Origin of the sequence: Streptomyces sp. NRRL S-1813 (assembly GCF_000719605.1) — a bacterium.
In the GTDB taxonomy this organism is placed as follows: Bacteria; Actinomycetota; Actinomycetes; order Streptomycetales; family Streptomycetaceae; genus Streptomyces; species Streptomyces decoyicus.
On record NZ_JOHB01000009.1, the window covers coordinates 227,535 to 252,300 of the forward strand.

Here is a 24,766-nt window from a genome sequence, read left to right on the forward strand (position 1 = left end):
GAGGGGGCGGGTGTGGTGGGCAGGAACCGCAAGTGTGACGGGCCCCAATTGCGGCGGGCCCCAAGTGCGGTGGGCCCCAAGTGCGGTGGGCCTTCAAGCGCGGTGGCCCCCGGAAGTGGTGGGCCTCCCGGGGGTGCTGGGCCCCCGGAAGCGATGGACCCCCAGGTGCGTCGGGCAAGCCCAGCGGGCGTGGCCGGTGCCCTCCGGGCGGGCCCGGTCAAGCCGAGTGGGGCAGATGCTCCGGGCGTACGGGGCCGGTGAACGGGCGGCCCTGGGCGTAGCGTTCGAGTTCGTTGAGGGCGTGGTCGGCGAGGCGGTGGAGTTCGGTGCCCAGCGACCCCGCCACGTGGGGCGTCAGCAGGACGTTCGGCAGCTCGTACAACGGCGAACCGGCAGGCGGGAGCTCGGGCTCGGTGACGTCGAGGACGGCGTGCAGGCGGCCGGTGACCAGCTCGGGGAGCAGGGCCGTCTCGTCGACCAGGGAGCCGCGGGCGGTGTTGATCAGGGTCGCGCCGTCGGGCAGCAGGGCCAGTTCGCGGCGGCCGAGCAGATGGCGGGTGGCGGGCAGCTGCGGGGCGTGCACGGTGACGACGTCGCTGTCGGCACAGAGGGCGTCGAGGGGGACCTGACGCACACCGAGCCGGGCGGCGTCGGCGGCGGCCACATACGGGTCGTGCAGCAGGACGCGCAGGTCGAACGGGCGCAGCAGCTCGATGACGCGGCGGCCGATGCGGGAGGCGCCGATGACGCCGACGGTGCGGCGGTAGTTGCCGGCGTCGGCGAGTTCGTGGTGCCAGTCGTGACGCGTGCGCAGGCCGCGGTAGCGGTGGGCGGAGTGCAGCACGCGTTTGTTGGCGAAGAGGATCGCGGCGAGGGTGTATTCGGCGACCGGGAGCGCGTTGGCGTCGGCGGCCGAGCTGACCGCGATACCGCGCTCCCAGCAGGCGTCGGTGAGGTGGTGTTTGACCGATCCGGCGGCGTGGACGACGGCGCGCAGCCGGGGGGCCGCGTCCAGCACCGGGCCGGTGAGCGGCGGGGCGCCCCAGCAAGTGAGGAGCACCTCGGCGTCGGCGAGCGCGGCGGCGACCTCGGGAGAAGGGTCGGTCAGATCGTGGGCGACGAGGTGTGGGTCGGTACGGGCGAGGGCCGCGAGGCGGGTGTGGTGGCGGGCGTCGAGGAGGCGGTCGGCGATGCCGGGGCCCATCGACAGCAGCAAGGTGGGCCGGGGAGGCGGCATTTCCGCAGGTCCGGGGGCATTGTCAGTGGTGGGTTGCATAGTGAGGAACGTGCTCCTTCGCGGTCGCCCGTCGTTGTTCGTCACTTGCCGCTGCCGGCGGTGAGACCGGCTCCGATCCCATTCTCCGTCCCTTCGACTGACCTGCTGCCGGCCTCGGTTGACGGAATCCGCCGCCCGGCCGCCACCCACCGCCTCAGGGGAAGCCATGACCGAGCCCCGGCCCCAGCCCGAGACCTCACCCGAGCGTCACCGGCGCTTTCCACACCACCCGCCCCACCACTCCTTATCCCTCCCCTTCCCCCTCCCGCCCGAGGACCGCCGCCGCAGCCCGTACACCGGCTGGACCCGCGCCCACTGGGAAGCGACGGCCGACGGACTGCTGCACGCCACCGCCCGCTACGCCTCCCCGCGCCACGGCCTGATCACCTTCCCCGGCGCCCGCCCCAGCTCCTCGGGCCCCCGCTCGGACGGCCTCGAAGGCTTCGCCCGTACGTTCCTGCTCGCCGCCCTCAGAGTCGCCGGCAGCAACGGCCACGACCCGCACGACCACCTCCCCCGCTACGCCGAAGGCCTGGCCGCGGGCACCCGAAAGCCCAGCGCGGCCGGCGCGATGACGCCCGCCGACCCCGACTCCTGGCCCCGCATCGACACCATCCGCCAGGCGCGGGTCGAAGCCGCCTCGCTCGCCCTCGGCCTGCGTCTGACCCGCCCCTGGCTGTGGGACACCCTCGATGACGGCGTCCGCGCCCGCGTCGTCGACTGGCTGCTGCCCGCCCTCGGCCCGTCCCCCGTCGACAACAACTGGTGGCTCTTCGGCCTCACCGTCGGCGGCTTCTTCCGCGACGCGGGCATCGAGACCGTAGGCGCCCAGGCCGCCATCGACCGCGCGCTGACCCGAATCGAGGACTGGTACCTCGGCGACGGCTGGTACTCGGACGGCGACAACCGCGCATTCGACCACTACAACGCCTGGGCGATGCACTTCTACCCGGTCCTGCACGCCCACCTCGCCGGCGACCGGACACTCCTGGCCGACTACGGCGCACGTCTGCACGCCCAACTGGACGGCTACACCCGCCTCTTCGACGCCAACGGTGCGCCGCTGCCGTTCGGCCGCTCCCTCACCTACCGCTTCGCCGCCACCGCCGCCCCGTGGCTGGGCGCCCTCACCGGCCACACCCCGCTCACCCCCGGCGCCACCCGCCGCCTCGCCTCCGGGGCCCTGCGCCACTTCCTCGACCGCGGCGCCGTCACGGAGGGCGGCCTGCTACCGCTCGGCTGGTACGGGCCGTACGCCCCGATGCTCCAGAGTTACTCGGGCCCGGCCTCGCCGTACTGGGCGGCCAAGGGCTTCCTCGGCCTCCTGCTCCCCGCCGACGATCCGGCCTGGACCGCCCCCGAGGCACCCCTGCCCGCCGAAACCGCGGACGCCGCCCACCCCCTCGGCCCCACGGGGCTGCTGCTGCAATCCACCGCCTCCGACGGCCTGGTACGCCTCCACAACCACGGCAGCAACTCCACCCTCGCCGCCCCCGACCCCTACTACGCCCGCTTCGCCTACTCGACCCGTACGGGCCCGACAGCGCCCACCGCCGCAGACCAGTCTCTTCCCGACAACCACTTCGCCCTGCTCATCGACGGCCACCCCACCACCCGTGGCCCCGCCATCCCCCAGGCCACCGGCCCCGGCCGGGCCTCCTCCCTGCACACACCCCGTCACGCCGACGGCAGCGAACTCCCCGGCATCCGGATCCTGTCCGTCACCCTCGTCCACGGCCGCGCCGAACTCCGCGCCCATCTGGTCACCGGCGCCGCCCCCGGCACCCCCGTACGCCAGACGGGCTGGGCCACCACACCCGACGGCCCCACCGCTCAACTCCACCCCGTCCACGGCTACGACACCCTGGCCCGCCGGACCCCGACGGGGAGCACCCTCATCGGCCCCGGCACCGGCACCGAAACCGCCGTCCTGGAGGGCACCCTCACCTCCGGCCCCCGGGGCACCCTCTTCGTCGCCCTGGCTTCCCTGACAGGGGACCCGGACCCCGCCCCCGTACACACCCTGGCGACCACACACCTCACGGGCCACGACATCCATGTCACCTGGCAGGACGGGACAAGCGCCCACCTGGCCCTGCCTCACCCGCCCAGAGGAGGTGACGGGCCGGATGGGCCCGAGGGGCCGGAGGGGCCGGACGGGCCGGGGCCGTGATGCGGCAGTCCTGCTCCCGGAGGCGCCGCCCGGCCCCGGCCCCCGCCCCTCCGCCCCGTGAAGTGGGAAGCCCCCCACGTCACCGCCCCCGGCAACGCAGCAAGCAACGCCGCGTCCGCAAGCAACGCCCGCGTCCGCAAGCAACGCCGTGTCAGCGAGGCCCGTACTTACGGCCGGTACGCGACGTAAGACCCCCGAGCACCCCACGCGGTGCCAACTTCGCGGCGCCCATGAGCGCCTTGTACCGCGGGTCCGGAATGGAGAGCGACTTCCCCCGCGTCAGGTCCTTCATCGCGGCGTTCACCAGCTTGTCCGCGTCCAGCCACATCCAGCCGGGGATGTTGTCCGTCCCCATGCCCGCCCGCTGGTGGAACTCGGTCCGCACGAACCCCGGGCACAGCGCCATCAGCCGCACCCCGCTGCCCGCGAGATCCCGCGCGGCACCCTGCGTGAACTGCACGACCCACGCCTTGCTCGCGCCATAGGTGCCGCGCGGCACGAACGCCGCCACCGACGCCACATTGACCACCGCGCCCCGCCGCCGGTCCCGCATCCCGCGCACCCCGGCCGTGGTCAGCCGCAGCACCGCCTCGCAGTGCACCTTCAGCATCGTCAGCTCGTCGGCCATCGAGACCTCGAGGTACTCGCCCTTGTTGCCGAAGCCGGCGTTGTTCACCAGCAGGTCCACCGGGTGCTTGGTGTCCGAGAGCCGTGCCTCGACGGCCGCGATGCCCTCCTCGGTGGCCAGATCGGCGCTCAGCACCTCCGCCTCGATGCCGTGCCGGTCGTGCAACTCGGTGGCCTGCTCGTGCAGTCGCTTCTCGTCGCGCGCGACCAGCACCACGCTGTGGCCGTCGCTCGCGAGCCGCCGGGCGAACGCCGCCCCGATGCCCGCCGTCGCTCCCGTGATCAATGCAGTCGTCATACGGGCACGCTATCCGTCCGCGGGCGCGACGCCCGAGCCCCTCCCCCCGGCGGCGCGGCCGCCCGCGCACACCGCGCGACACACCCTCCGCCAACCGCTTCCGAGGCCCCGCCGCCCGGGCCCGCAGGGCCGCTGCCTACCTGGGCCGCCCGCCCGGCGCCCCTGCCCCTGAGCCACCCCACCCGCCCCCGCGGCTCAATCCCCCTCCTGCCCCGCATACTTCAGAGCCTTCCGCCGCGCCTCCTCCGGGAGCGCGCCGCCCGCCTCCAGCAGCCGCGGCAGCAGCTCCCGCCGGCTGGTCAGGGCCCGGAACATCAGCTCGATCGTCACCTCGTGATCCGGGCGGTGCACCACCTCGACGGCGTCCCCCGCGCGGATCTCGCCCGCCTCGATCACCCGGAGATACGCGCCGGGCACCGCGGCCTGGGTGAACCGCTTGAGCCAGCCGCGCTCGCCGAGCCACCCGTGGAAGGTGCGGCAGGGGATACGCGGTGAGGTGACCTCCAGCAGCAGCTGCGGGCCGACCCGCCAGTGTTCGCCGATGCGGGCGCCGGTGACCTCGACGCCCGACGTGGTGAGGTTCTCGCCGAAGAAGCCGTTGGCCAGCTCGCGGCCCAGCTCCCGCTGCCAGTCGTCCAGGTCCTCGCGCGCGTAGGCGTAGACGGCCTGGTCGTCGCCGCCGTGATGGCGCAGATCGACCACCGCGTCACCGGCCAGCCCGCTGCCTCCGGTGCCCTTGGGGCCGGGGGCGGTGACCGCCACGGGGCCGTCCACGGGCCGCTTGTCGATGCCCGTGCCGCCCTCGGCGTCGGTGAATTCGGACGGGATGGGCTGCCCCAGGTTCACGGTCAGCAGCTTCATACGGCGCTCCGTTACTCGATCGGCGTGATCCGCGGCAGGCCCGTCGAGGCACCCCCGACTCATGCACGCCATGGATCTCGGTCCACGCTAGCTAGTTCCCCAAAAGCACCGACCCAATTTTTCCCGATCAACCCAAGACCGGCTTATGCTCGAATCATGATCGAGGCCCGTCATCTCCGCGTGCTGCGCGCCGTCGCCAGGACGGGCTCGTTCTCCGCCGCCGCCCGTGAGCTGGGCTGCACCCAGCCGGCCGTCAGCCAGCAGATGAAGGCCCTGGAGCAGTCGGCCGGCACCCCGCTGCTGGTCCGTGCGGGCCGTGAGATGCGGCTGACCCAGGCGGGCGAGGCGCTCGTACGGCATGCCGTCGGCATCCTGGCCGGGCTCACCGCCGCCGAGGAGGAGATCGCGGCCATCGCGGGCCTGCGTGCGGGCCGGGTGCGGCTGGTGTCCTTTCCCTCCGGCAGCTCGACGCTGGTGCCGACCGCCCTGGCGAAGATGCGCGCCGCACACCCGGGGACCCGGGTCTCGCTGGTCGAGGCCGAGCCGCCGCGCTCGATCGAGATGCTGCGCAACGGCGACTGCGAGATCGCGCTGGCCTTCCGCTATCCGGAGGTGCGCGGCGCGGACCCGGCGGCCGGGGCGGAGTGGGACGACCTGGTGGCACGGCCGATCCTGGCGGACCGGCTGATCGGCCTGGTGCCGGACGGTCACCGGCTGGCGAAGGCGGGTACCGCCCGGTTCGCCGACCTGGCCGACGAGGCCTGGATCGCGGGCTGCCCCCGCTGCCGCAGGCATCTCGTCGAGGTCTGTGAGAGTGCGGGCTTCACCCCGCGCATCGACTTCGCGACGGATGACTACCCGGCCGTGATCGGCCTGGTCGGCGCGGGCCTGGGGGTCGCCGCGCTGCCGGAGCTCACCCTGGAGTCCGTACGTCCCAAGGGGGCCACGGCGATACGGATGGAGCCTGCCGTGCACCGCGAGATCGTCGCGCTCACGCTGCCGGATCTGGCACATGTCCCCGCCGTCGCGGCGACGCTCGACCGGCTGGCGGATGCCGCGGGGCGCTGAGGGGTCCGCGCCCGCCCGCGCCCGCCCGTAGCTGCCGAACGGCACCGTTCCGGCGGAAAACCCCTGGCCGTACGGTCCGCCGGACCCGTCGCACGGCCTGGTCGCACCGAACCCGTCCCTCATGGCAGCACTCTCCCGCCACAGCCCTGTCGGCGTGCAGCCATGCAGGAACGTTTCTTCAGGAGTGATGCGCTCCTGAAGTTCAGGCTCCGGGGACGCCCGTGGGACCGGTCATGGAGGACGCGGGGATCAGCCGGTGGCGGGCCCGTCCCATGAGTTCCTCGCGTTCGTCCTCCGTCAGGCCGCCCCACACCCCGTAGGGCTCACGGACGGCCAGGGCATGCGCCGCGCACTCGGCCCGTACCGGGCAGCGCATGCAGACCTCCTTCGCCGATGTCTCACGCGCGCTGCGGGCCGCTCCGCGCTCGCCCTCGGGATGGAAGAAGAGCGAGCTGTCCACACCGCGGCAGGCGGCGAGCAGCTGCCAGTCCCAGAGGTCTGCGTTCGGGCCCGGGAGGCGGGAGAAATCTGCCATTGCTTGTCCCCTCGAAGCGATGCTGATTCGGGCTCGGTGCTCACGACGGTACATCTACTGTCGAAGTAGATGTAAATATGACTCATTGCGAATCTAGTCATAGTCACCATGAAAATGGAAGAAAGAGAGCCAAATAGGGCATAGGGTGCACGCGCGGATGCCGGGCGCCCGATGAGTCGTCTGCGTATCCGGCTCCTCACGGAGCGTGTTGAACTCGGTCGCCGAACCCGTAACTCTTTCGGGTGACCGTCGTTGAGAGTGCGGAGGCGATTGGCAGAGGTAGTCGTCGGGCAGATGTCCGAGGCCGCCAATCGCACAGGTGACGATACGTACCAGCCTGGAGGCTCAAGGTGACGCGCATCAGCTGCGGAGGGCGGTCATGACATCCGTCCTCGTCTGCGACGACTCCCCGCTTGCCCGAGAGGCGCTCCGTCGGGCGGTTGCGACCGTGCCCGGCGTCGAGCGTGTGACGACCGCGGCCAACGGCGAGGAAGTCCTCCGCCGCTGGGGTGCCGATCGTTCGGATCTGATTTTGATGGACGTACGGATGCCCGGTCTCGGCGGTGTCGAGACCGTGCGCCGGCTGCTGTCCGCCGACCCCGGCGCCCGGATCATCATGCTCACGGTGGCCGAGGACCTGGACGGTGTCGCGCTCGCGGTCGCCGCCGGTGCCCGCGGCTATCTGCACAAGGACGCCTCGCGCGCCGAGCTGCGGGCGACGGTGACCCAGGCGCTCGCCGACCCGACGTGGCGGCTCGCCCCGCGCCGGCTGCGGTCCGCCGAGATGGGTGCAGCGCCGACGCTGACCGCGCGCGAGATCCAAGTACTGGAGGGCATGAGTCACGGCCGTTCGAACGCCGAGATCGGCCGTGAGCTGTTCCTGTCGGAGGACACGGTCAAGACCCACGCCCGGCGCCTTTTCAAGAAACTCGGCGCCTCCGACCGGGCGCATGCGGTGGCCCTGGGCTTCCGCTGGGGACTGGTCCGCTAAGGCGTTGTGACGTGCAGCGATGCGGGGGAGTGAAGATCCCCGCCCGCCCTGCGGCGGGCGGGGCGGCAGGGTGCCCCGCCCGCCGCCGCGTTCGCCGGCGGTCCGTTTCACCGCGCGGTGCCGCATCCTTGAGGCATGGAGTTCCTCGGGGACGGGTCGGTCGGGCACGAGGGGAGGGCGCAGGACATGACAGCCGGCGCACCTGCCGCGCATAACGCTTCAGTGCACAAGTACGGACCTGATGCCGCGGATCGAGCGGCACCAAGGCACCATGGTCCGATGCGTGATGACGGGAAGCAGGAAATCGGCGCTCTCGTCGCACGTGCCGTCGAGGGGGACCAGCGGGCCACGCACGATCTGCTGGCCCATGTGCACCCCCTCGCCCTGCGCTACTGCCGCACCCGGCTGTCGAGGCTGCCGGGTGACGCGCGGCACTTCGTCGAGGATCTGGCGCAGGAGGTGTGTGTCGCGGTGCTGTGCGCGCTGCCGCGCTACCGCGATACCGGCAAGCCCTTCGAGGCGTTCGTCTTCGCCATCGCCGGCCACAAGGTCGCCGATCTTCAGCGGGCCGCGATGCGGCATGGCAGCACGGCCGTGCCGTCCGACGAGATGCCCGAGCAGCCGGACGACTCGCTCGGCCCCGAGGAGCGGGCGCTGCTGAGCAGCGACGCCGAGTGGGCCAAGAAGCTGCTGGCGAACCTTCCGGAGAACCAGCGTGAGCTGGTCCTGCTGCGGGTCGCCGTCGGGCTGACGGCCGAGGAGACCGGGCAGATGCTGGGGATGTCGCCCGGTGCGGTGCGGGTCGCCCAGCACCGTGCGCTCAGCAGGCTGCGGGCGCTCGCGGAGCAGTAGCAGATCCGCACCATGGATGGCGGAATATCGCCGTAGAAATACACAAGTGACGAGGCCCTCATCGCTCGTGGGTTGGGACACTTCCTTAGGCCGTTAGCATGGGAGTCCGCGCTGAGGCAAGAGCATTGGGGAAGGTGTCATGAGTGACAACGTCGACGGTATGCCCGCCAAATTCGCCATGCTCGGGCTGACATACGACGACGTGCTGCTGCTGCCCGGTGCGTCGGAGGTGCTGCCCAACGCGGTGAGCACCGCGTCCCGGGTCTCGCGCAACGTCGCGGTGAACATCCCGCTGCTGTCCGCGGCGATGGACAAGGTCACCGAGGCGCGGATGGCCATCGCCATGGCGCGGCAGGGCGGCGCGGGCGTACTGCACCGCAATCTGTCCATCGAGGACCAGGCCAACCAGGTCGACCTGGTCAAGCGCTCCGAGTCCGGCATGGTCACCGACCCGATCACGGTCCGTCCCGACGCCTCGCTCGCCGACGCCGATGCGCTGTGTGCCAAGTTCCGCATCAGCGGGGTGCCGGTCACCGACGCTGCGGGCAAGCTGCTGGGCATCGTGACCAACCGCGACATGGCCTTCGAGATGGACCGCAGCCGTCAGGTCCGCGAGGTCATGACGCCGATGCCGCTGGTCACCGGCAAGGTCGGCATCTCCGGCGAGGACGCCATCGAGCTGCTGCGCCGCCACAAGATCGAGAAGCTGCCGCTGGTCGACGACGCGGGCGTGCTCAAGGGCCTGATCACCGTCAAGGACTTCGTCAAGGCGGAGAAGTACCCGAACGCCGCCAAGGACGCCGAGGGCCGGCTGGTCGTCGGTGCGGCGGTGGGTGTCGGCGACGCGGCGTACGACCGGGCGCAGGCGCTGGTCGAGGCCGGTGCCGACTTCCTCGTCATCGACAGCGCGCACGGCCACAGCCGCGGCATCCTCGACATGATCGCCAAGGTCAAGTCCAACATCAACGTCGATGTCGTCGGCGGCAATGTCGCCACCCGTGACGGCGCCCAGGCGCTGATCGACGCGGGTGCCGACGGCATCAAGGTCGGCGTGGGCCCCGGCTCCATCTGCACCACCCGCGTCGTCGCCGGTGTCGGCGTCCCGCAGGTCACCGCGATCTACGAAGCGGCGAAGGCCGCGAACGCCGCGGGTGTGCCGCTGATCGGTGACGGCGGTCTCCAGTTCTCCGGCGACATCGCCAAGGCCATCGCGGCCGGCGCGGACACAGTCATGCTGGGCTCGCTGCTGGCCGGCTGCGAGGAGACGCCCGGCGAGATGGTCTTCATCAACGGCAAGCAGTTCAAGTCGTACCGCGGCATGGGCTCGCTCGGCGCGATGCAGTCCCGTGGCCAGGGCCGGTCCTTCTCCAAGGACCGCTACTTCCAGGACAACGTCCTCTCCGAGGACAAGCTGGTCCCCGAGGGCATCGAGGGCCAGGTGCCCTACCGCGGCCCGCTCTCCTCGGTCGCGCACCAGCTCGTCGGCGGTCTGCGCGCCTCCATGGGTTACGTCGGCTCCGCCGACATCCCCGAGCTCAAGGAGAAGGGCCACTTCGTCCGCATCACCTCCGCGGGCCTCAAGGAGAGCCACCCGCACGACATCCAGATGACGACCGAGGCGCCGAACTACTCGCGTCGCTGAGTGGGGCGCGGCTCCGGCCGGGGGGCCGGGGGTTGTCCCCCGGGGCATGGGGCCAGATGACGACCGAGGCGCCGAACTACAGCCGGCGCTGAACCTGCGCGTACGGTCGTGCCGTACGCCACGCGGAAGCCCGCGGCCGCACCCCGGCCGCGGGCTTCGCCGTGTCGGGGATACTGGGACAGCAGACGTAGAGGGAAAGGCCACACACGTGACTGAGATCGAGATCGGGCGCGGCAAGCGCGGCCGCCGGGCATACGCATTCGACGACATCGCCGTCGTACCCAGTCGCCGCACCCGCGACCCGAAGGAGGTCTCGATCGCCTGGCAGATCGACGCCTACCGCTTCGAGCTGCCGTTCCTGGCCGCTCCCATGGACTCGGTGGTCTCGCCGCAGACCGCGATCCGCATCGGTGAGCTGGGCGGCCTGGGCGTCCTCAACCTGGAAGGCCTGTGGACCCGGTACGAGGACCCGGAGCCGCTGCTCGCCGAGATCGCGGAGCTGGACGGCGCCGCCGCCACCAAGCGGCTCCAGGAGATCTACGCCGCGCCGATCAAGGAAGAGCTGATCGGGCAGCGGATCAAGGAGGTGCGGGACGCCGGTGTGGTGACCGCCGCCGCGCTGTCGCCGCAGCGTACGGCGCAGTTCTCCAAGGCCGTCGTGGACGCCGGCGTGGACATCTTCGTGATCCGCGGGACGACGGTCTCCGCCGAGCACGTCTCCTCCGCGGCCGAGCCGCTGAACCTCAAGCAGTTCATCTACGAGCTGGACGTCCCGGTCATCGTCGGCGGCTGCGCCACGTACACCGCGGCGCTGCACCTGATGCGTACGGGCGCGGCCGGTGTGCTGGTCGGCTTCGGCGGCGGCGCCGCGCACACCACGCGTAACGTCCTCGGCATCCAGGTCCCGATGGCGACCGCGGTCGCCGATGTCGCGGCCGCGCGCCGCGATTACATGGACGAGTCCGGCGGCCGCTACGTCCACGTCATCGCCGACGGCGGTGTGGGCTGGTCCGGTGACCTCCCGAAGGCGATCGCCTGCGGCGCCGACGCCGTGATGATGGGCTCCCCGCTGGCCCGCGCCACGGACGCGCCGGGCCGCGGCCACCACTGGGGCATGGAAGCGGTGCACGAGGACGTGCCGCGCGGCAAGCGGATGGACCTCGGTGCGGTCGGCACGACGGAGGAGGTGCTGCTGGGTCCGTCCACGGTCCCCGACGGCTCCATGAACTTCTTCGGTGCGCTGCGCCGGGCGATGGCGACGACCGGGTACTCGGAGCTGAAGGAGTTCCAGCGGGTCGAGGTGACGGTGTCGCCGTCGCAGCACGACAACGGCTGACGCACCACGCACGACGAAGGGCCCTGACCATGCCCCATGGTCAGGGCCCTTGCGCGTAGAGGATTTTGGTCCGCTCCGGCTGGGCGTCGATGTCGTGGTCGACGAGCTGCGGTTCGAGACGAACGACGAGATCGACGATCTGGTGCTGGTGGGTCCTGCGCTGCGGGTCTTCGTGCAGGCGAAGCATGCGCTGAGTGTTTCGAGTTCCGCCGGATCGGAGTTCTCGTCGGTGCTCCGGCCGTTCGTCCACCAGTACCTTGGCGACAATGCGCCCGAGGATGTCTATCTGCTGGCCACATCCCCCGTCGCGTCGTCGCGGGTGACCCGTGAGCTGCGCAAGCTGACGGAGGCGGCGCGCCTCAACGAGGCGAATGCTGGCGAGCCGCTGCACCGTCGCGCCGCATCTCGTGTGGGGCGATCTCGTCTCGATGGGTGTCTCGCTCGCGAAGGACCGGGCGTCGATCGACCGGGCCGGACTGTCCGCGCGCATGGGCCGGTATTTCGGGCGGAGTGCGCGGGAGCCGGCGGGCGAGGCGGGGGACGGCGGCATCCTCTCGCAGGTCGAGTTCAGGTCCGCGATGGCCGCCGGGCGCGAGGTGGTGCTCGCCGAGCTGCCGGACGAAGGCGCCGACTATGTGATCGCGGATTTCCGGCGGTTCGACGAACGCGGTGACAAGCGGCTGACCTTCCGCGACGACCGTGTCGAGATGCCCAACGGGATCAGCTGGCGGGTCGTCGGACGCTGGTCGACGTGGTCCGGGCTCGAGCGTTACATGGAGCTGCACGCGGAGCGGTTCGCGGGGCGCGAGGTGGTGCTGATCCCGATGGACTCCGACGTGGACTGCGAATCCCTGCCCCATGCCCAGGCCTACGGCGAACATTGCCGGCAGGCGCTGGCGGCAGTGCCGGACGTCCTGTGCTGCCGGCACTGCGGCGAGACGATCTCGGAAGACCGTGCGCCGTTGGTCGAGGTGGACGAGGAGGGCCGGGAGCAGGACCTGGGTCTGGTCCACGAGAGCTGCCGCCGGGCTCCGGACCGCGTGCTGGGGTTCATGGACTGTCAGCTGTTCCAGGGCAATCCGCAGCTCAGGAATTTCGACTACCGCGGCTGGGCCGGAAGCCTCCCCAGCGGCCAGTGGCTCTTCGGCGGACTGCGCAACTCCGGCCCCAAGGCGGCGCCGGTCGCCTGGAAGTCGCAGTACGACGACTTCTCGAAGGGCACCTGGTGCGTCCGGGCCGATCTGGAGGACGGAAGCGCCCGGTACATCACGGACCGCGGCCGGGTGGCACGCCGTTCACAGCAGCGTGCCCTCCAGGACGCCCAGGAGATGAACCGGTCCATGGAGGAGGCACGGAAGAAGGGCGACCCGTGGTGCTATTCGCCGGACGGCGATGCCTTTGGCCCCTATTCGGTGCTGCTGGCGGGCGGTGTGGACCCGGTGGAGTGCGAGAAGGCGGTCGCGTGCCGTTATACCCGGCCCATCGGTGAGGCCTATTCGCAGTGTGAGAACTACTATGCGCCGCTCGCCTACCTCACCGACGCGGCGTCCGGCGACCCCGTGGTCGTCGACGGGGTGATCACGATGCTGACCGACCCGCTTCAGCTGCCCTCCTACCTGGCGAACTGGCGGAAATGCGGGATCGAGCTGCCGGATTTCACGGTGTCCACGGTGCTGTCCGATGAACGGTTCGACCGCTTCGTGGGGCTCGCCATGGCGCAGGGGATCCGCGTCATCGTCGACCCGAAGCTGAAGATCAATGGAGATCTGGCCAGCGGGTACGTCATCGAGCACTACGAGTCGTTGGTGGCCGGCCCGGCATGACGGCCGCGTCACAACCGGTGTGCCGCGCCGGTGGGTGTCGCCCCGCGGGTGTCCAGGAGCAGCTGCGCCTTCACCGACAGGCCCTGTAGGTCGTACGTCCGGTGCGCCTGGAGCAGCACTGTCAGATCCGCCGCGGCGGCGGCCTCGTAGAGCGAGTCGGCCCGTGGGACCGGCCGGTCCAGAACGTTCCACTGGGGCACATAGGGGTCGTGGTAGGTGAGGTGGGCCCCCAGCTCCATCAGGCGGGAGGCGATCTCGCGGGACGGTGAGCCCGCCTGGTCGCCGATGTCCGGCTTGTAGGTGACGCCGAGCAGCAGGATGCGGGCGCCGCGGGCGGACTTGCCGTGTTCGTTGAGGAGGGTGGCGCAGCGCTGGATGACGTAGCGCGGCATACGGCCGTTCACCTCCTGGGCGAGTTCCACCATGCGCAGCGGGTGGCCGAGTGAGCGGCCTTTGTAGGAGAGGTAGTTGGGGTCGATGGGGGCGGCGTGACCTCCCACTCCGGGGCCGGGGCGGAAGGACTGGAAGCCGAACGGTTTGGTTTCGGCGCAGCGGATGACGTCCCACAGGTCGACGCCGATGTCATGGCAGAAGACCGCCATCTCGTTCATCAGGGCGATGTTGATGTGGCGGTAGTTGGTCTCCAGGAGCTTGGCGGTCTCGGCCTCGCGGGGGCCCCGGGCGCGTACGACCTTGTCGGTGAGGCGGCTGTAGAAGGCGGCGGCGGCCTCCGTGCAGGCGGGGGTGAGGCCGCCGATGACCTTGGGGGTGTTGGCGTAGCGGTGGGTGCGGTTGCCGGGGTCGTGGCGGCCGGGGGAGCAGGCGAGGTGGAAGTCGCGGCCGGCGGTGAGGCCCGAGCCCTCCTCCAGGAGGGGGCGCAGGAATTCCTCGGTGGTGCCCGGGTAGGCGGTGGATTCGAGGATCACCGTGGTGTGCGGGCGCAGCTGTGCGGCCAGTGTGCGGGCGGCGTCGGCGAGCGCGGTGAGGTCCAGCGCGCGGTCCTCGCCGAGTGGTGTGGGCGGGCAGAGGACGGCGGTACGGACCCGGCCGAGGATGGTGGGGTCGGTGGTGGTGCGGAAGCCGGCGGAGAGCAGGCGGCGGAGTTCGGTGGCGGTCAGTGGCCCGTCGGCGCCGGAGAGGGCGGCGGTGTGCGGGTCGGGGTCGTAGCCGATGGTGCCGATACCGGCGGTGGTGGCGGCCTGGGCGAGGGGGAGGCCGAGGTGACCGAGTCCGATGACGGCGAGGTCTGCGGGCATGCTGCGGCCGTCCTTCCCGAGCGACTGCGAATGACGTGTGCGCACGACGTATGCGGATGGCGCATAAATACACTAAGCGGATATTTGACACAGAATAGGGATTGATGGATCAAGGCGGCGGGGTGTTGCCGTCGTGAGCGAAGGGTGGATACCGGCACGCAGCGCGGACAGAATCGACGGACGGCGGGTGTGGCGCCGATCACAGCGGGAGGCAGCGGTGAAGACAGCGATACTGGGACCGGCGCAGCGGGCCGAGGCGCTCGCCCGAATGGCGGAGCGGGAGCTGGACATTCTCGTGGTCGGCGGCGGAGTCGTCGGCGCGGGGACAGCCCTGGACGCGGCGACCCGCGGTCTGGCCACCGGGCTGGTCGAGGCGCGCGACTGGGCCTCGGGCACGTCCAGCCGGTCGAGCAAGCTCATCCACGGCGGTCTGCGGTATCTGGAGATGCTGGACTTCACGCTGGTCAGAGAGGCGCTGAAGGAGCGCGGGCTGCTGCTGGAGCGGCTGGCGCCGCATCTGGTCAAGCCGGTGCCCTTTCTGTATCCGTTGCAGCACAAGGGCTGGGAGCGCTGGTACGCGGGCTCGGGTGTGGCGCTGTACGACGCGATGTCCGTCTCGTCGGGGCACGGGCGCGGGCTGCCCCTGCACCGGCATCTGTCGCACAAGCGGGCCCTGCGGGTGGCGCCCTGTCTGAAGAAGGACGCGCTGGTCGGCGCGCTTCAGTACTACGACGCGCAGATGGACGACGCGCGCTATGTGGCGACGATGGTGCGGACCGCGGCCGCCTATGACGCGCATGTCGCCAACGGCGCGCGGGTGGTGGGTTTTCTGCGCGAGGGCGAGCGGGTGGTCGGCGCGCGGGTGCAGGACGTCGAGGGCGGCGGCGAGTACGAGATCCGGGCGCAGCAGATCGTCAATGCCACCGGGGTGTGGACGGATGACACCCAGGCGCTGATCGGCGAGCGCGGGCAGTTCCATGTCCGTGCGTCGAAGGGGATTCACCTGGTGGTCCCCAAGGACCGGATCCATTCGACGACCGGGCTGATCCTGCGGACGGAGAAGAGCGTTCTGTTCGTCATCCCGTGGGGGCGGCACTGGGTAGTGGGGACGACGGATACGGAATGGGATCTGGACAAGGCGCATCCGGCGGCCTCCAGCGCGGATATCGACTATCTGCTGGAGCATGTGAATGAGGTGCTGGCGACTCCGCTGACCAGGGACGATGTGGAGGGCGTGTACGCGGGGCTGCGTCCGCTGCTGGCCGGGGAGTCGGATGCCACCAGCAAGCTGTCCCGGGAGCACACCGTCGCGCACCCGGTGCCGGGGCTGGTCGTGGTCGCGGGCGGCAAGTACACGACGTACCGGGTGATGGCGAAGGACGCGGTGGACGAGGCGGTGCACGCCCTCGACCAGCGGGTCGCGGAGTGCGTCACCGAGGACATTCCGCTGGTCGGGGCCGAGGGCTACAAGGCGCTGTGGAACGCGCGGGCCCGGATCGCGGCGCGCACCGGACTCCATGTGGCGCGCATCGAGCATCTGTTGAACCGGTACGGCTCGCTGGCCGAGGAGCTGCTGGAGCTGGTGGTGGCCGATCCTTCACTGGGCGAACCGCTGGCGGCCGCGGACGACTATCTGCGGGCCGAGGCGGTCTACGCCTGCACGCACGAGGGCGCCCGCCATCTCGACGATGTACTGACCCGGCGCACCCGCATCTCCATCGAGACCTTCGACCGGGGCACCCGCAGCGCCCGGGAGGTGGCCGAGCTGATCGCACCCGCGCTGGGCTGGGACAGCGACCAGATCGAGAAGGAGATCACGCACTACCGGAAGCGGGTCGAGGCGGAGCGCGAATCCCAGCGGCAGCCGGACGATCTGACGGCGGATGCGGCGCGGCTGGGGGCTCCGGACATCGTGCCGCTGTAGGCCTGTAGGCCTGTAGGCCTGTAGGCCTGTAGGCCTGTAGGCCTGTGGGCTGCACGCGCCGGGGCGCGTCCTCCGGACCAGCGCGACCGCGTGGATGATCGGAGGCACGCCCTACGGACGCCGTGACGTGCAGAACTCCGCGGTCAGCACAGCCGTGCCGTGCGCCGGGTCGGGCAGGGTGTCGGTGTTGGCGCGGTAACTGACGATGTGGCGGCCGTCGGCGGTGCCCGCGGTGCGGGCGTAGGAGCCGTTGATGTCGCCGTTGTGGCCCCAGACCGTGACCCCGCAGGGCAGCCTGGTCGCGTAGAGGCCGAGTCCGTACGAGCCGTCGGTGCCCTTCTCGTTGCGTATCTGGGCCATCTGGCGCGGCGCCAGGAACCGTCCGCCGAGCAGCGCCGCGAAGAAGCGGTTGAGGTCGCCGAGGGTGGTGACCATCTCGCCGGCCGCGCCCGCCCGGCTGGGGTCCAGGGATGTGGCGTCCACCCGCCGGGCACCGGCCCGGGAGTACGCGCGGCCGTGCGGCTCGGGCAGTACCGGGTCGGTGCCGGGGAAGGAGGTGTGGTCGAGCCGGGCGGGGGCGAGGATGCGGCGGCGGATCTCCGTGGCGTACGGGTTGCCGGTGACCGCCTCGATGACCAGGCCCAGGGCGAGGTAGTTGGTGTTGGAGTAGGCGTACCGGGTGCCCGGTGCGGACACCGGAGGGTGGCTGAGGGCGATCCGCAGCAGCTCGGCCGGGGTGTGGCTGTCGTAGCGGTGGGCGCCGAAGCCCTTGCCGTAGAGCTGCTTCGAGAGCCGGGGGTCCTGGGTGTAGTTGAACAATCCACTCGTATGGTCCAGCAGCTGGCGGATCGTCACCCTCCGCAGCTCGCTGCGGTCGCCGTCGCCGGTGGCCGGTACGCCGGGCGGGAGGTGGGCGGTGGCGTGGTCGTGCAGGGCCAGCCGGCCCTCGGCGACGAGCTGCAGGACGACCGTGGCGACCAGGGTCTTGGTGAGGCTGCCGGCCCGGAAGTGGTCCTGCGGGGCCATCCTGCGGCCGCTGCGCAGATCGGCCACGCCGGCCGTGGAGTAGCGTGCGGCGGCGAACCCTTCGCGGGTGATGAGGGAGGCCGCACCCGGCGCCCCGTCCTCCACCAGGCGGTGCAGCGCATGTGCCGTCGTCGCGGGCGGCCGTTCGGGTGTCCCGTGCGCGAGGGGGACCGAGCGGATCTGGCCGGCACAGGCCGCCAGGGCCAGAGCGGCCAGCGTGGCCAGGCCACCCGAACGGAGCAGGGCGCCCGAATGCGCCACGGCACGGTGGCGGGCGGCCGGCGGCGGCGGGCCGGGCGCGGCGGTTGTGGCCGGGCGAGGCGAGCGCTTCGGCATCGGGACTCCCGTTCGTCGGGGCCATCATGACGGGTACGCGGTGTCGTCCGGCACCGACCCGGGCCTTCCGCATCGCTGCGGATGAGGGAGAATGAAGGCTCTGCCAGGGTGGGTTGTCCGAGTTGGGCCAGTTTGGTGATCGATGGGACGTCGAAGCTGCCAACTCGGCTGGATTGCAGAGGGGATTCAGTGGGCGACGAGGTCGAGATGGACGGCAAGGGGGGCAGGCTGCTCGCCGGGCGGTACCGGCTCGCCGATGTTCTCGGCCGGGGCGGCATGGGCACCGTGTGGCGGGCACGCGACGAGGTCCTGGGCCGCACGGTCGCGGTCAAGGAACTGCGCTTTCCGGGCGGGGTCGAGGAGGACGAGAAGCGTCGTCTGATCACCCGCACGCTGCGTGAGGCCAAGGCGATCGCCCGGATCCGGAACAACGGCGCGGTGACGGTCTACGACGTGGTCGACGAGGACGACCGCCCGTGGATCGTGATGGAGCTGGTCGAGGGCCGTTCGCTGGCCGAGGTCGTACGCGACGACGGCCCGCTCACCCCGCGCCGGGCCGCCGAGGTCGGCCTGGTGGTGCTCGATGTGCTGCGCGCCGCGCACGCCGAGGGCATCCTGCACCGCGATGTGAAGCCGTCCAACGTCCTGATGTCCGACGACGGCCGGGTCGTGCTGACCGACTTCGGTATCGCCCAGGTCGAGGGCGACCCCTCCGTGACCTCCACCGGCATGCTCGTCGGCGCCCCGTCCTACATCTCCCCGGAGCGCGCCCGCGGCCACAAGCCGGGCCCGCCGGCCGACATGTGGTCGCTGGGCGGTCTGCTGTACGCCTGTGTCGAGGGCGTGCCGCCGTACGACAAGGGCTCGGCGATCGCCACACTGACGGCGGTGATGACCGAGCCGGTCGAGCCGCCGAAGAGCGCCGGTGAACTGGAAGAGGTCATCTACGGCCTGCTGGTGAAGGACCCGGCGGCCCGGCTGGACGACGCCGGTGCGCGGGTGCTGCTGGAGGACGTGGTCCACGCCCCCGAGGCGCAGACGCCGGAGCCCCCGATGGACGCGACCCGGGCGATGGCGCTGCCGACGGTGCCCCGGGAGCGGGCGGAGCCGAAGTCCAGGGCCACGCCGAAGCCCAAGGCCGCCCCGAAGCCGAAGCCGAAGCCCGCCGCGAAGTCGCGGGTGACGCGCGGGGCGAAGCCGGCGGCCGCCCCGGCGGCGGAGCCTGCCGCAGGGAACGCGCACACGTCCGACGGCGGCACGGCGGAGGCAGGCAAATCCGCGGGCGTCGCCCCGGGCAAGAGCAAGGCCGGTGCCGCCCGGGCCGCCGCGGCGAGCACGCCGGTGCGCACCGAGCGCCCGCAGAAGAAGGCCGCCGACACGGCGGCGGAGAAGACCACCGGGCCGGACCGGGCGGATGCGGACCGTACGGGTGCGGCCGGTTCGGGCGCGGACCGTCCGGCGGGGGCCCGCCCCGGATTCGACGCCGAGGCCGCCAGGGCGCGGCTGCGCGCCGTCCTCCAGTCCGTACGCAGCGCCGCCGCCGCGGTGACGGCCCGTATGGACTCCGGATCCGGTGACGGGAACCGTTCGCCCGCGCGCGCGTCGGTGACCGATGTCGTCCCGCGCCGCACCCTGATCATCGTGGCCGTGGTCGTCGTCCTGGCGGTGCTGGGCACGGTGCTGGCCGTCACGCTGGGCGGCGACGACTCGGCGAAGAAGAGCGGCAAGGCGTCCGGCAAGCAGGACGCGTCATCGTCCGCGAGCCGGGCGAAGCCCTCGACGGACGCGGCCGACACGAGCGGGGACAAGGCGAAGGGCCAGGCCCCGTCGAGCCCGCAGCCGCCGTCGAACGTCACCCCGGCCGAGGACAACGGCGGCAAGGAAGACGGGGGCGGCAAGGGCGGCAAGGCCCTGCCGGACGGCTTCTCCGAGCTCACCAACGGCAAGTTCCACTTCCGTATGGCGATGCCCAAGGGCTTCCACCAGACCGACACCGCGGGGGCGGGGTCCGGCGCCATATACAGCGCCTCGGGCGGCTTCCCGCGCATCCAGATCGACTACAACGCCAAGCCCGGCACGGATGCGGCGGCGTCCTGGCGCAGCCTGGAGCCGGCTGTGCGCTCCTCCAGCGAGGACTACCACCTCATCGGCATCAAGTCCGTGAAGTGGCGGGGCTATCCGACTGTCGCCGACTGGTCGTTCACCCGTCGGCAGAGCGGCGAGAAGGTACGGGTGCTCAACCGTGGCTTCAAGGCCGATGACGACCACGGCTACGCCATCATGATCACCTGCAAGGCGGACGCCTGGTCGGACAAGGCCTGCCAGCAGATGATCACGACCGCGTTCAAGACCTTCGCGCTGAAGGACTGAGCGGAGCGCGGGGCGCGGCGAAGGACGGAGAGGTCGCGCGTCGTTGCGCCGAGCGGGCCGCACGCGTCGATGCGGGCACGTATCGTGAGACGTCGAAGACCGTACGCATCCGCATTCGGCGGGAAGACGACCGGAAGTGACCGGAGGCGCCAGCGCCGACGGGCGGCTCCGGCGCGACGGTAGACACAGCGCGCGCTGCGGGGAGGCGTCGTGGACGAGTACGCGGGAAGGGTGCTCGCCGAGCGATACCGCCTGCCGTTGCGGCCCCTCGGCGACGACGAATTCAGCGAGACCCGGGCGTTCGACACCTTCAGCGGGCAGGAGGTCCTGGTCCGTCAGGTGCCGCTGCCGGAGGTCGTCGAGGCGGAGGTCGTGGGGGCGGAGGCGGCCGGGCCCGACGGGCGGAGTTCCGGCGGCGGCCGTCCCGGCGCCGCGCGGGTGACGGCGGGGGCGGCCGACCGCAGCCTCCGCGACCCCGCCGTACGGCGCGCGCTGGAGGCCGCGACGACGGCGGCCCAGCTGGCCGACCACCCCCGGCTGGAGCAGGTCTTCGATGTCTTCGCGCAGGACGGCAGCCTGTGGATCGTCGCCGAACTCCTCACCGCCCGCCCGCTGTCCGCGCTGCTCGCCGGGCGGCCGCTGTCCCCGCACCGCGCGGCGGAGATCGCCGCGGATCTGCTCACCGCGCTGCGGGTGCTGCATGCGAACGGCTGGCTGCACCGCAATATCACCGCCCGTACGGTCCTGGTCTGTGAGGACGGCCGGGCCATCCTGACCGGGCTGGCGGCGGGCGCCGCCCAGGAGGCGCTGTGCGGAGACGAGACGCTCGGCGGGGCCGGGTCTCCGCAAGCTGACGGCCCCGCACCTGAGGGGACCGCACCTGGCGGGCCCGCGCCGGAAGAGACCTCCTCCGCCAAGACCTCGCTGACCAAGCCCGCACCGGACGGCGGTGCCCCGGAGACCACCGCGTACGGCCGGCCCACCGCCGGGCTCGCCGCCGAGCGGGCGCGGCAGGCGCGGCTGACCGTCATCGGCCCGGTCACCGAGCGCTGGGCGCCGGAGCAGGCCGGACCGGTGCACGAGAACTGGCAGTTGGCGCCGCCGGTCGGCCCGGCCACCGATCTGTGGGCGCTCGGTGCCCTGCTGTACCGGAGCGTGCAGGGGCAGCCGCCGTTCCCGGAGGAGAGCGCCGTCGAGCTGGCACAGCTGGTCTGTTCGCAGCCGCCCGCGGTCGCCGAGGAGTGCGGGGCGCTGCGACCCGTCATCGAGTCCCTGCTGCGTCAGGACCCCGCCGACCGCCCGGATGTCGAGGAGCTGGCCGGCTGGCTGCGGTCGTTGATCCGTACGGCACCGGAGCCGGAGGCCGGCAGCCGGCTGGTGACGATGCCGGCGGCCGGGGACGGCGATCCGCGGCGGCTGCCGATCGTGCGGCGCCGCGGTGAACTCGTCCGGAAGGGGCGGCACAAGAAGACCCGGACGCCCCGGCGCGCCCGGACCCGGCCGGCACCGGCCGCCGTGGGCGCATCCGCCGCCGCGGCCGCACCTCCCGTCCCGCCGGCGCCGGAACCGGAGCGGTCCGCCGCGCCCGCGCCCCGTCCGCCCCGGCCCCCGAAGCAGCCCAAGCCGCTCCGGCAGCCCAGGACGGCCCGGACGGACCGGCCCGCCGAGCCCGCCACGCCTGCGGGGCGGAGCGGGTCCGCGGACCGGGATCCGTACGAGCAGCAGGTGTCGGACCAGGCGGGCCGGGAGGGTGCGCCGCGCCCGGCGGGTGCGCCGCGCCGGTTCGGCCGGCTGCTGCTCACGGCGATCCTGCTGCTCCTGGTCGGTGCGGTCATCTACGCGATGGCGTTCCTGCCCGAGTCCGGCCAGGACTCCAAGGCCGGCGGGCGCGGCGCGGACCGTACGGGCACCTCGGGCGAGGCGCCCGGCCCCGGCCCCACGCCGTCCGGGGACCAGGGAAGCGAGGGGGACGGCGGCTCCGCCGGCACCGGCGCGCCGCAGACCACCAGGCCGACGGAGCTCGCCAAGGGCTATGAGGTGCGCTCCGACCCCGAGGGCTTCCAGGTCGCGGTCCGCAAGGGCTGGCAGCGGCGCGGGGCGAACGACCGGGGCCAGGTGCGCTATGTCGGCGGGGACTTCGAGCTGGTGGTGGTGCCCGGCCGCGACGCGACGGCGCACTCCGGCACCGACCCCATGGCGTACATGCAGAACAAGGAACCCGAGCTGGCCCCGTACCGCTCCTCCGGCTGGGCCTCGGCCTCCGGTCTCCAGCGGATCGACGTCGGGAAGACGGCGATGGCCGAGGGCACCTTCTCCTGGCGCGACGGCAGCGGCCGCGAGGTGTATGTGCGCAACCTCGCGATGATCCACAACGGCCGTTACCACCTCGTCCTCCTCATCGGACCGGACAGCGGCCGGCACGAGGTGGACGAGCTCTACGAGCAGGCGACGAGCTCCTACCGCCCGGGCTGAGCGGGTGACGGCCGGGCGGTGGTCCGGCCGCCGGCGGTCACCTGCTCAACTCCCGCTCCAGCGGGCTCCGGAAGCGCGGGGTGACACGGACGTCCCCGATCCAGGCCGCCAGCCGGGCCGCCTCGGCCGTCACCGCCGCGGCGGCCTCGCTGCCTCCCCCAGGCCCTCGGCTTCGCTCGGGCAGGGAGATGCCCCCACCGTCCGTCAGCAGCCGCCAGACGATCTCGCCGTCCGCGCGCTGGGCCCAGCCGCCGATGATCCGGCCGCACCACCACACCGTCGGTCCGATGTTGCCGGTGCGGTCGAAGAGCTGCGGTACGTGCTCCGGGTCGAGGTACCAGTCGCGGGCCTTCCAGCCCATCGCGGTGGGGTCCAGCGCGGGCAGCAGGGCGGCCCAGGGTTCGGGCGCGGCGACCGGTTCGAGGTCGTCGGGCAGCGCGACGCCGCAGGTGCCGTCGTCCAGGTCCACCTCGACGGCGCCGGTCGCGGCCAGCGCCTGCCGGGCCGCGGTGAGGGTCCAGCCCGTCCACCACTTGAGGTCCTCGACGGTCGCCGGGCCGTACGAGGCGAGCCAGCGGCGGGCGAGGTCGGCGCGCGCCTCGGGGGCCGGCGGCGCGGCCAGGTCGGCGAACGCGGTGCCCGGCCGCCAGCGGAAGGTGCTGCTGGTCCAGCCGCCGCGCGGCCGCCCGCGGCGGATGCGGCCCTCGGCGGCCAGGGTCCGCAGGATCCGGCTGGAGACGGCGACCGTGGCCTGGTACGGCTTGCCGGGGGAGTTCACGATGGTGTCGCGCAGGTCGGGGACCTCGGCGGCGAGCTCGGCCGCGGTCGCCTCGCCGTGTGCGCGCAGCGCGGCCAGCGTCCTCGCCTCGACATCGGCCAGCCGTCGCTCGTCCCACCCCGGGGCGCCCTCGGTGATCCACTTGACCGTCCCCGCCCGTTCCTTGGCGGCGATGGCCTGTGCGGTGGAGGAGGCGACGACCGGTGCCAGCGCGGCGCCGACCGCGAAGAGCGTGCGGCGCATGCACAGCATCCGGACCAGTGACCCCTCGTCGTACAGCGCGCGCTCCACCTCGGCCGGGTCCGGGGCGGCCAGCCGGGCGCAGGCCGCCAGATGGACGGTCGCCGGATCGCTGGCGTGCAGCCCCACGAGTGCGTCGGCGACCTCCTCGGTACGAGCTGCCCGGTATGCGGGCGCCAGCAACTGCCGCCGCCCGAGGCGGGCACGGCGCCCGGCGGTGTCGATACGGGGTCGGGAGTGACTCATGGGGCGACGGTACGGGGCGGGTAGGACAGGAGGTGTCCTACCCGGGCAGGTCCCCGCCGGGTGCCCCGCCCCTCCCCGGCGCGCCCCGCCCGCCCCCGTGCCGCGCCCGCAGCTCCTGCTTGAGGACCTTGCGCAGGGTCGCGCCGCGCGGCAGGGCGGCCGGCAGTTCCAGTTGTTCGGGGAGCTTGTGCGGGGCGAGGCGCTGGGCGAGGAGGTGCGCGCAGACGTCGAGCAGTGTCAACTTCTGTGCTCCCGGGGGCTGTTCGATGACGGCGCAGACCCTTTCTCCGCGCTCGGCGTCCGGCAGTCCGATGAACCGCGGCGTCGGCCACGCCCGGATGCCCGTGGAGGAGCTGTTCGATCTCCTGGGCGGAGATGTTCTCGCCTTTGCGGATGATGATGTCCTTGAGGCGACCGGTGATGACGAGGTGGCCGGTGGGGGTGAGGTGACCGAGGTCGCCGGTGGGCAGGAAGCCGTCGGGGGAGAGGGGGCACCTCCCGTGTCGTCGAGGTACGGGCGGCGCGCCAGGTCACCAGCTCCCAGAGGGTGGTGCCGGTCATCCGCCCCTGCCGCGACTGACGACTCGTCAGGTTTTGGGCCGAGAGCAGAGGCCGGCGCCTTGTCGGTCCAGAGGG

General features: G+C 72.2%; 18 protein-coding genes and 1 pseudogene. 10 read left to right on the forward strand and 9 right to left on the reverse strand.

From position 1 onward, the window contains the following. Positions 1-217 precede the first annotated feature (217 nt). Positions 218-1,276, reverse strand: coding sequence for a hydroxyacid dehydrogenase (locus IF67_RS0116145; protein WP_030986209.1), 1,059 nt, complete (start codon positions 1,274-1,276; stop codon positions 218-220). 166 nt (positions 1,277-1,442) lie between these two features. Between IF67_RS0116145 and IF67_RS0116150 the strand changes: the two genes are divergently transcribed. Continuing rightward, complete coding sequence (locus IF67_RS0116150) at positions 1,443-3,449, forward strand: DUF2264 domain-containing protein (protein WP_051818108.1); 2,007 nt, start codon at positions 1,443-1,445, stop codon at positions 3,447-3,449. 151 nt (positions 3,450-3,600) lie between these two features. On the opposite strand, the gene IF67_RS0116155 is transcribed toward IF67_RS0116150, so the two are convergent. After that, positions 3,601-4,374: an SDR family NAD(P)-dependent oxidoreductase gene (locus IF67_RS0116155; protein WP_030986213.1), complete on the reverse strand. Its 774-nt coding sequence runs from the start codon at positions 4,372-4,374 to the stop codon at positions 3,601-3,603. Between the two features lie 195 nt (positions 4,375-4,569). After that, positions 4,570-5,235: an MOSC domain-containing protein gene (locus tag IF67_RS0116160; RefSeq protein ID WP_030986214.1), complete on the reverse strand. Its 666-nt coding sequence runs from the start codon at positions 5,233-5,235 to the stop codon at positions 4,570-4,572. A 156-nt stretch (positions 5,236-5,391) separates the two neighbouring features. On the opposite strand from IF67_RS0116160, the gene IF67_RS0116165 reads away from it, so the two are divergent. Continuing rightward, on the forward strand, positions 5,392-6,303 hold the full coding sequence (locus tag IF67_RS0116165; RefSeq protein WP_030986215.1) for a LysR family transcriptional regulator: 912 nt from the start codon (positions 5,392-5,394) through the stop codon (positions 6,301-6,303). A 202-nt stretch (positions 6,304-6,505) separates the two neighbouring features. Here the strand turns inward: IF67_RS0116165 and IF67_RS0116170 are convergent, their stop codons facing one another. Then, on the reverse strand, positions 6,506-6,838 hold the full coding sequence (locus IF67_RS0116170; protein ID WP_030086059.1) for a WhiB family transcriptional regulator: 333 nt from the start codon (positions 6,836-6,838) through the stop codon (positions 6,506-6,508). 379 nt (positions 6,839-7,217) lie between these two features. Between IF67_RS0116170 and IF67_RS0116175 the strand changes: the two genes are divergently transcribed. From IF67_RS0116175 to IF67_RS0116190, 4 genes are all read left to right on the forward strand, one after another. Then, positions 7,218-7,829 (forward strand): response regulator transcription factor, encoded by a 612-nt coding sequence (locus IF67_RS0116175; RefSeq protein WP_003948568.1) that lies wholly within the window; start codon positions 7,218-7,220, stop codon positions 7,827-7,829. 279 nt (positions 7,830-8,108) lie between these two features. Then, positions 8,109-8,681 (forward strand): sigma-70 family RNA polymerase sigma factor, encoded by a 573-nt coding sequence (locus IF67_RS0116180; protein WP_030086060.1) that lies wholly within the window; start codon positions 8,109-8,111, stop codon positions 8,679-8,681. Between the two features lie 139 nt (positions 8,682-8,820). Further along, positions 8,821-10,323, forward strand: coding sequence for an IMP dehydrogenase (gene guaB / locus IF67_RS0116185; RefSeq protein ID WP_030986218.1), 1,503 nt, complete (start codon positions 8,821-8,823; stop codon positions 10,321-10,323). 208 nt (positions 10,324-10,531) lie between these two features. Further along, the gene (locus IF67_RS0116190; protein ID WP_030986219.1) at positions 10,532-11,659 is read left to right on the forward strand and encodes a GuaB3 family IMP dehydrogenase-related protein; all 1,128 of its coding nucleotides are present in this window, start codon (positions 10,532-10,534) and stop codon (positions 11,657-11,659) included. 40 nt (positions 11,660-11,699) lie between these two features. Here the strand turns inward: IF67_RS0116190 and IF67_RS43755 are convergent, their stop codons facing one another. Then, a complete protein-coding gene (locus tag IF67_RS43755) occupies positions 11,700-11,846 on the reverse strand; it encodes a hypothetical protein (protein WP_158713105.1) in 147 nt (48 codons plus the stop codon). Positions 11,847-12,030: 184 nt separating this feature from the next. Here IF67_RS43755 and IF67_RS0116200 point away from each other — a divergent pair, with 184 nt between their 5' ends. Continuing rightward, positions 12,031-13,482 carry a hypothetical protein gene (locus tag IF67_RS0116200; protein ID WP_030986221.1) on the forward strand — a complete coding sequence of 484 codons (1,452 nt, stop codon included), beginning with the start codon at positions 12,031-12,033 and terminating at the stop codon, positions 13,480-13,482. An 8-nt stretch (positions 13,483-13,490) separates the two neighbouring features. Here IF67_RS0116200 and IF67_RS0116205 read toward each other — a convergent pair whose 3' ends face one another. Beyond that, the gene (locus tag IF67_RS0116205; protein ID WP_030986223.1) at positions 13,491-14,738 is read right to left on the reverse strand and encodes a nucleotide sugar dehydrogenase; all 1,248 of its coding nucleotides are present in this window, start codon (positions 14,736-14,738) and stop codon (positions 13,491-13,493) included. A 217-nt stretch (positions 14,739-14,955) separates the two neighbouring features. On the opposite strand from IF67_RS0116205, the gene IF67_RS0116210 reads away from it, so the two are divergent. Further along, positions 14,956-16,662 (forward strand): glycerol-3-phosphate dehydrogenase/oxidase, encoded by a 1,707-nt coding sequence (locus tag IF67_RS0116210; RefSeq protein ID WP_030986225.1) that lies wholly within the window; start codon positions 14,956-14,958, stop codon positions 16,660-16,662. 111 nt (positions 16,663-16,773) lie between these two features. Here the strand turns inward: IF67_RS0116210 and IF67_RS0116215 are convergent, their stop codons facing one another. After that, a complete protein-coding gene (locus IF67_RS0116215) occupies positions 16,774-18,024 on the reverse strand; it encodes a serine hydrolase domain-containing protein (RefSeq protein WP_037839429.1) in 1,251 nt (416 codons plus the stop codon). A gap of 189 nt (positions 18,025-18,213) precedes the next feature. On the opposite strand from IF67_RS0116215, the gene IF67_RS0116220 reads away from it, so the two are divergent. Together IF67_RS0116220 and IF67_RS0116225 are read left to right on the forward strand one after the other, a co-directional pair. After that, entirely contained in the window at positions 18,214-20,394 is a 2,181-nt protein-coding gene (locus tag IF67_RS0116220; protein ID WP_234341115.1) for a serine/threonine-protein kinase, read from the forward strand. Between the two features lie 210 nt (positions 20,395-20,604). After that, a complete protein-coding gene (locus IF67_RS0116225) occupies positions 20,605-22,866 on the forward strand; it encodes a serine/threonine-protein kinase (RefSeq protein WP_030986236.1) in 2,262 nt (753 codons plus the stop codon). Between the two features lie 37 nt (positions 22,867-22,903). Here the strand turns inward: IF67_RS0116225 and IF67_RS0116230 are convergent, their stop codons facing one another. Then, positions 22,904-24,130 (reverse strand): winged helix DNA-binding domain-containing protein, encoded by a 1,227-nt coding sequence (locus tag IF67_RS0116230; RefSeq protein WP_030986238.1) that lies wholly within the window; start codon positions 24,128-24,130, stop codon positions 22,904-22,906. Positions 24,131-24,167: 37 nt separating this feature from the next. Continuing rightward, a pseudogene (locus IF67_RS41535) lies at positions 24,168-24,609 on the reverse strand (AMP-binding enzyme); the annotation flags it as partial. Positions 24,610-24,766: the final 157 nt, after the last annotated feature.

Coding starts and splice junctions, on each gene's coding strand:
- IF67_RS0116145 (WP_030986209.1), bottom strand. CDS start 1,276: ATGCAACCCACCACTGACAATGCCCCCGGACCTGCGGAAATGCCGCCT.
- IF67_RS0116150 (WP_051818108.1), top strand. CDS start 1,443: ATGACCGAGCCCCGGCCCCAGCCCGAGACCTCACCCGAGCGTCACCGG.
- IF67_RS0116155 (WP_030986213.1), bottom strand. CDS start 4,374: ATGACGACTGCATTGATCACGGGAGCGACGGCGGGCATCGGGGCGGCG.
- IF67_RS0116160 (WP_030986214.1), bottom strand. CDS start 5,235: ATGAAGCTGCTGACCGTGAACCTGGGGCAGCCCATCCCGTCCGAATTC.
- IF67_RS0116165 (WP_030986215.1), top strand. CDS start 5,392: ATGATCGAGGCCCGTCATCTCCGCGTGCTGCGCGCCGTCGCCAGGACG.
- IF67_RS0116170 (WP_030086059.1), bottom strand. CDS start 6,838: ATGGCAGATTTCTCCCGCCTCCCGGGCCCGAACGCAGACCTCTGGGAC.
- IF67_RS0116175 (WP_003948568.1), top strand. CDS start 7,218: ATGACATCCGTCCTCGTCTGCGACGACTCCCCGCTTGCCCGAGAGGCG.
- IF67_RS0116180 (WP_030086060.1), top strand. CDS start 8,109: ATGCGTGATGACGGGAAGCAGGAAATCGGCGCTCTCGTCGCACGTGCC.
- guaB (WP_030986218.1), top strand. CDS start 8,821: ATGAGTGACAACGTCGACGGTATGCCCGCCAAATTCGCCATGCTCGGG.
- IF67_RS43755 (WP_158713105.1), bottom strand. CDS start 11,846: ATGCTTCGCCTGCACGAAGACCCGCAGCGCAGGACCCACCAGCACCAG.
- IF67_RS0116200 (WP_030986221.1), top strand. CDS start 12,031: ATGCTGGCGAGCCGCTGCACCGTCGCGCCGCATCTCGTGTGGGGCGAT.
- IF67_RS0116205 (WP_030986223.1), bottom strand. CDS start 14,738: ATGCCCGCAGACCTCGCCGTCATCGGACTCGGTCACCTCGGCCTCCCC.
- IF67_RS0116215 (WP_037839429.1), bottom strand. CDS start 18,024: ATGCCGAAGCGCTCGCCTCGCCCGGCCACAACCGCCGCGCCCGGCCCG.
- IF67_RS0116230 (WP_030986238.1), bottom strand. CDS start 24,130: ATGAGTCACTCCCGACCCCGTATCGACACCGCCGGGCGCCGTGCCCGC.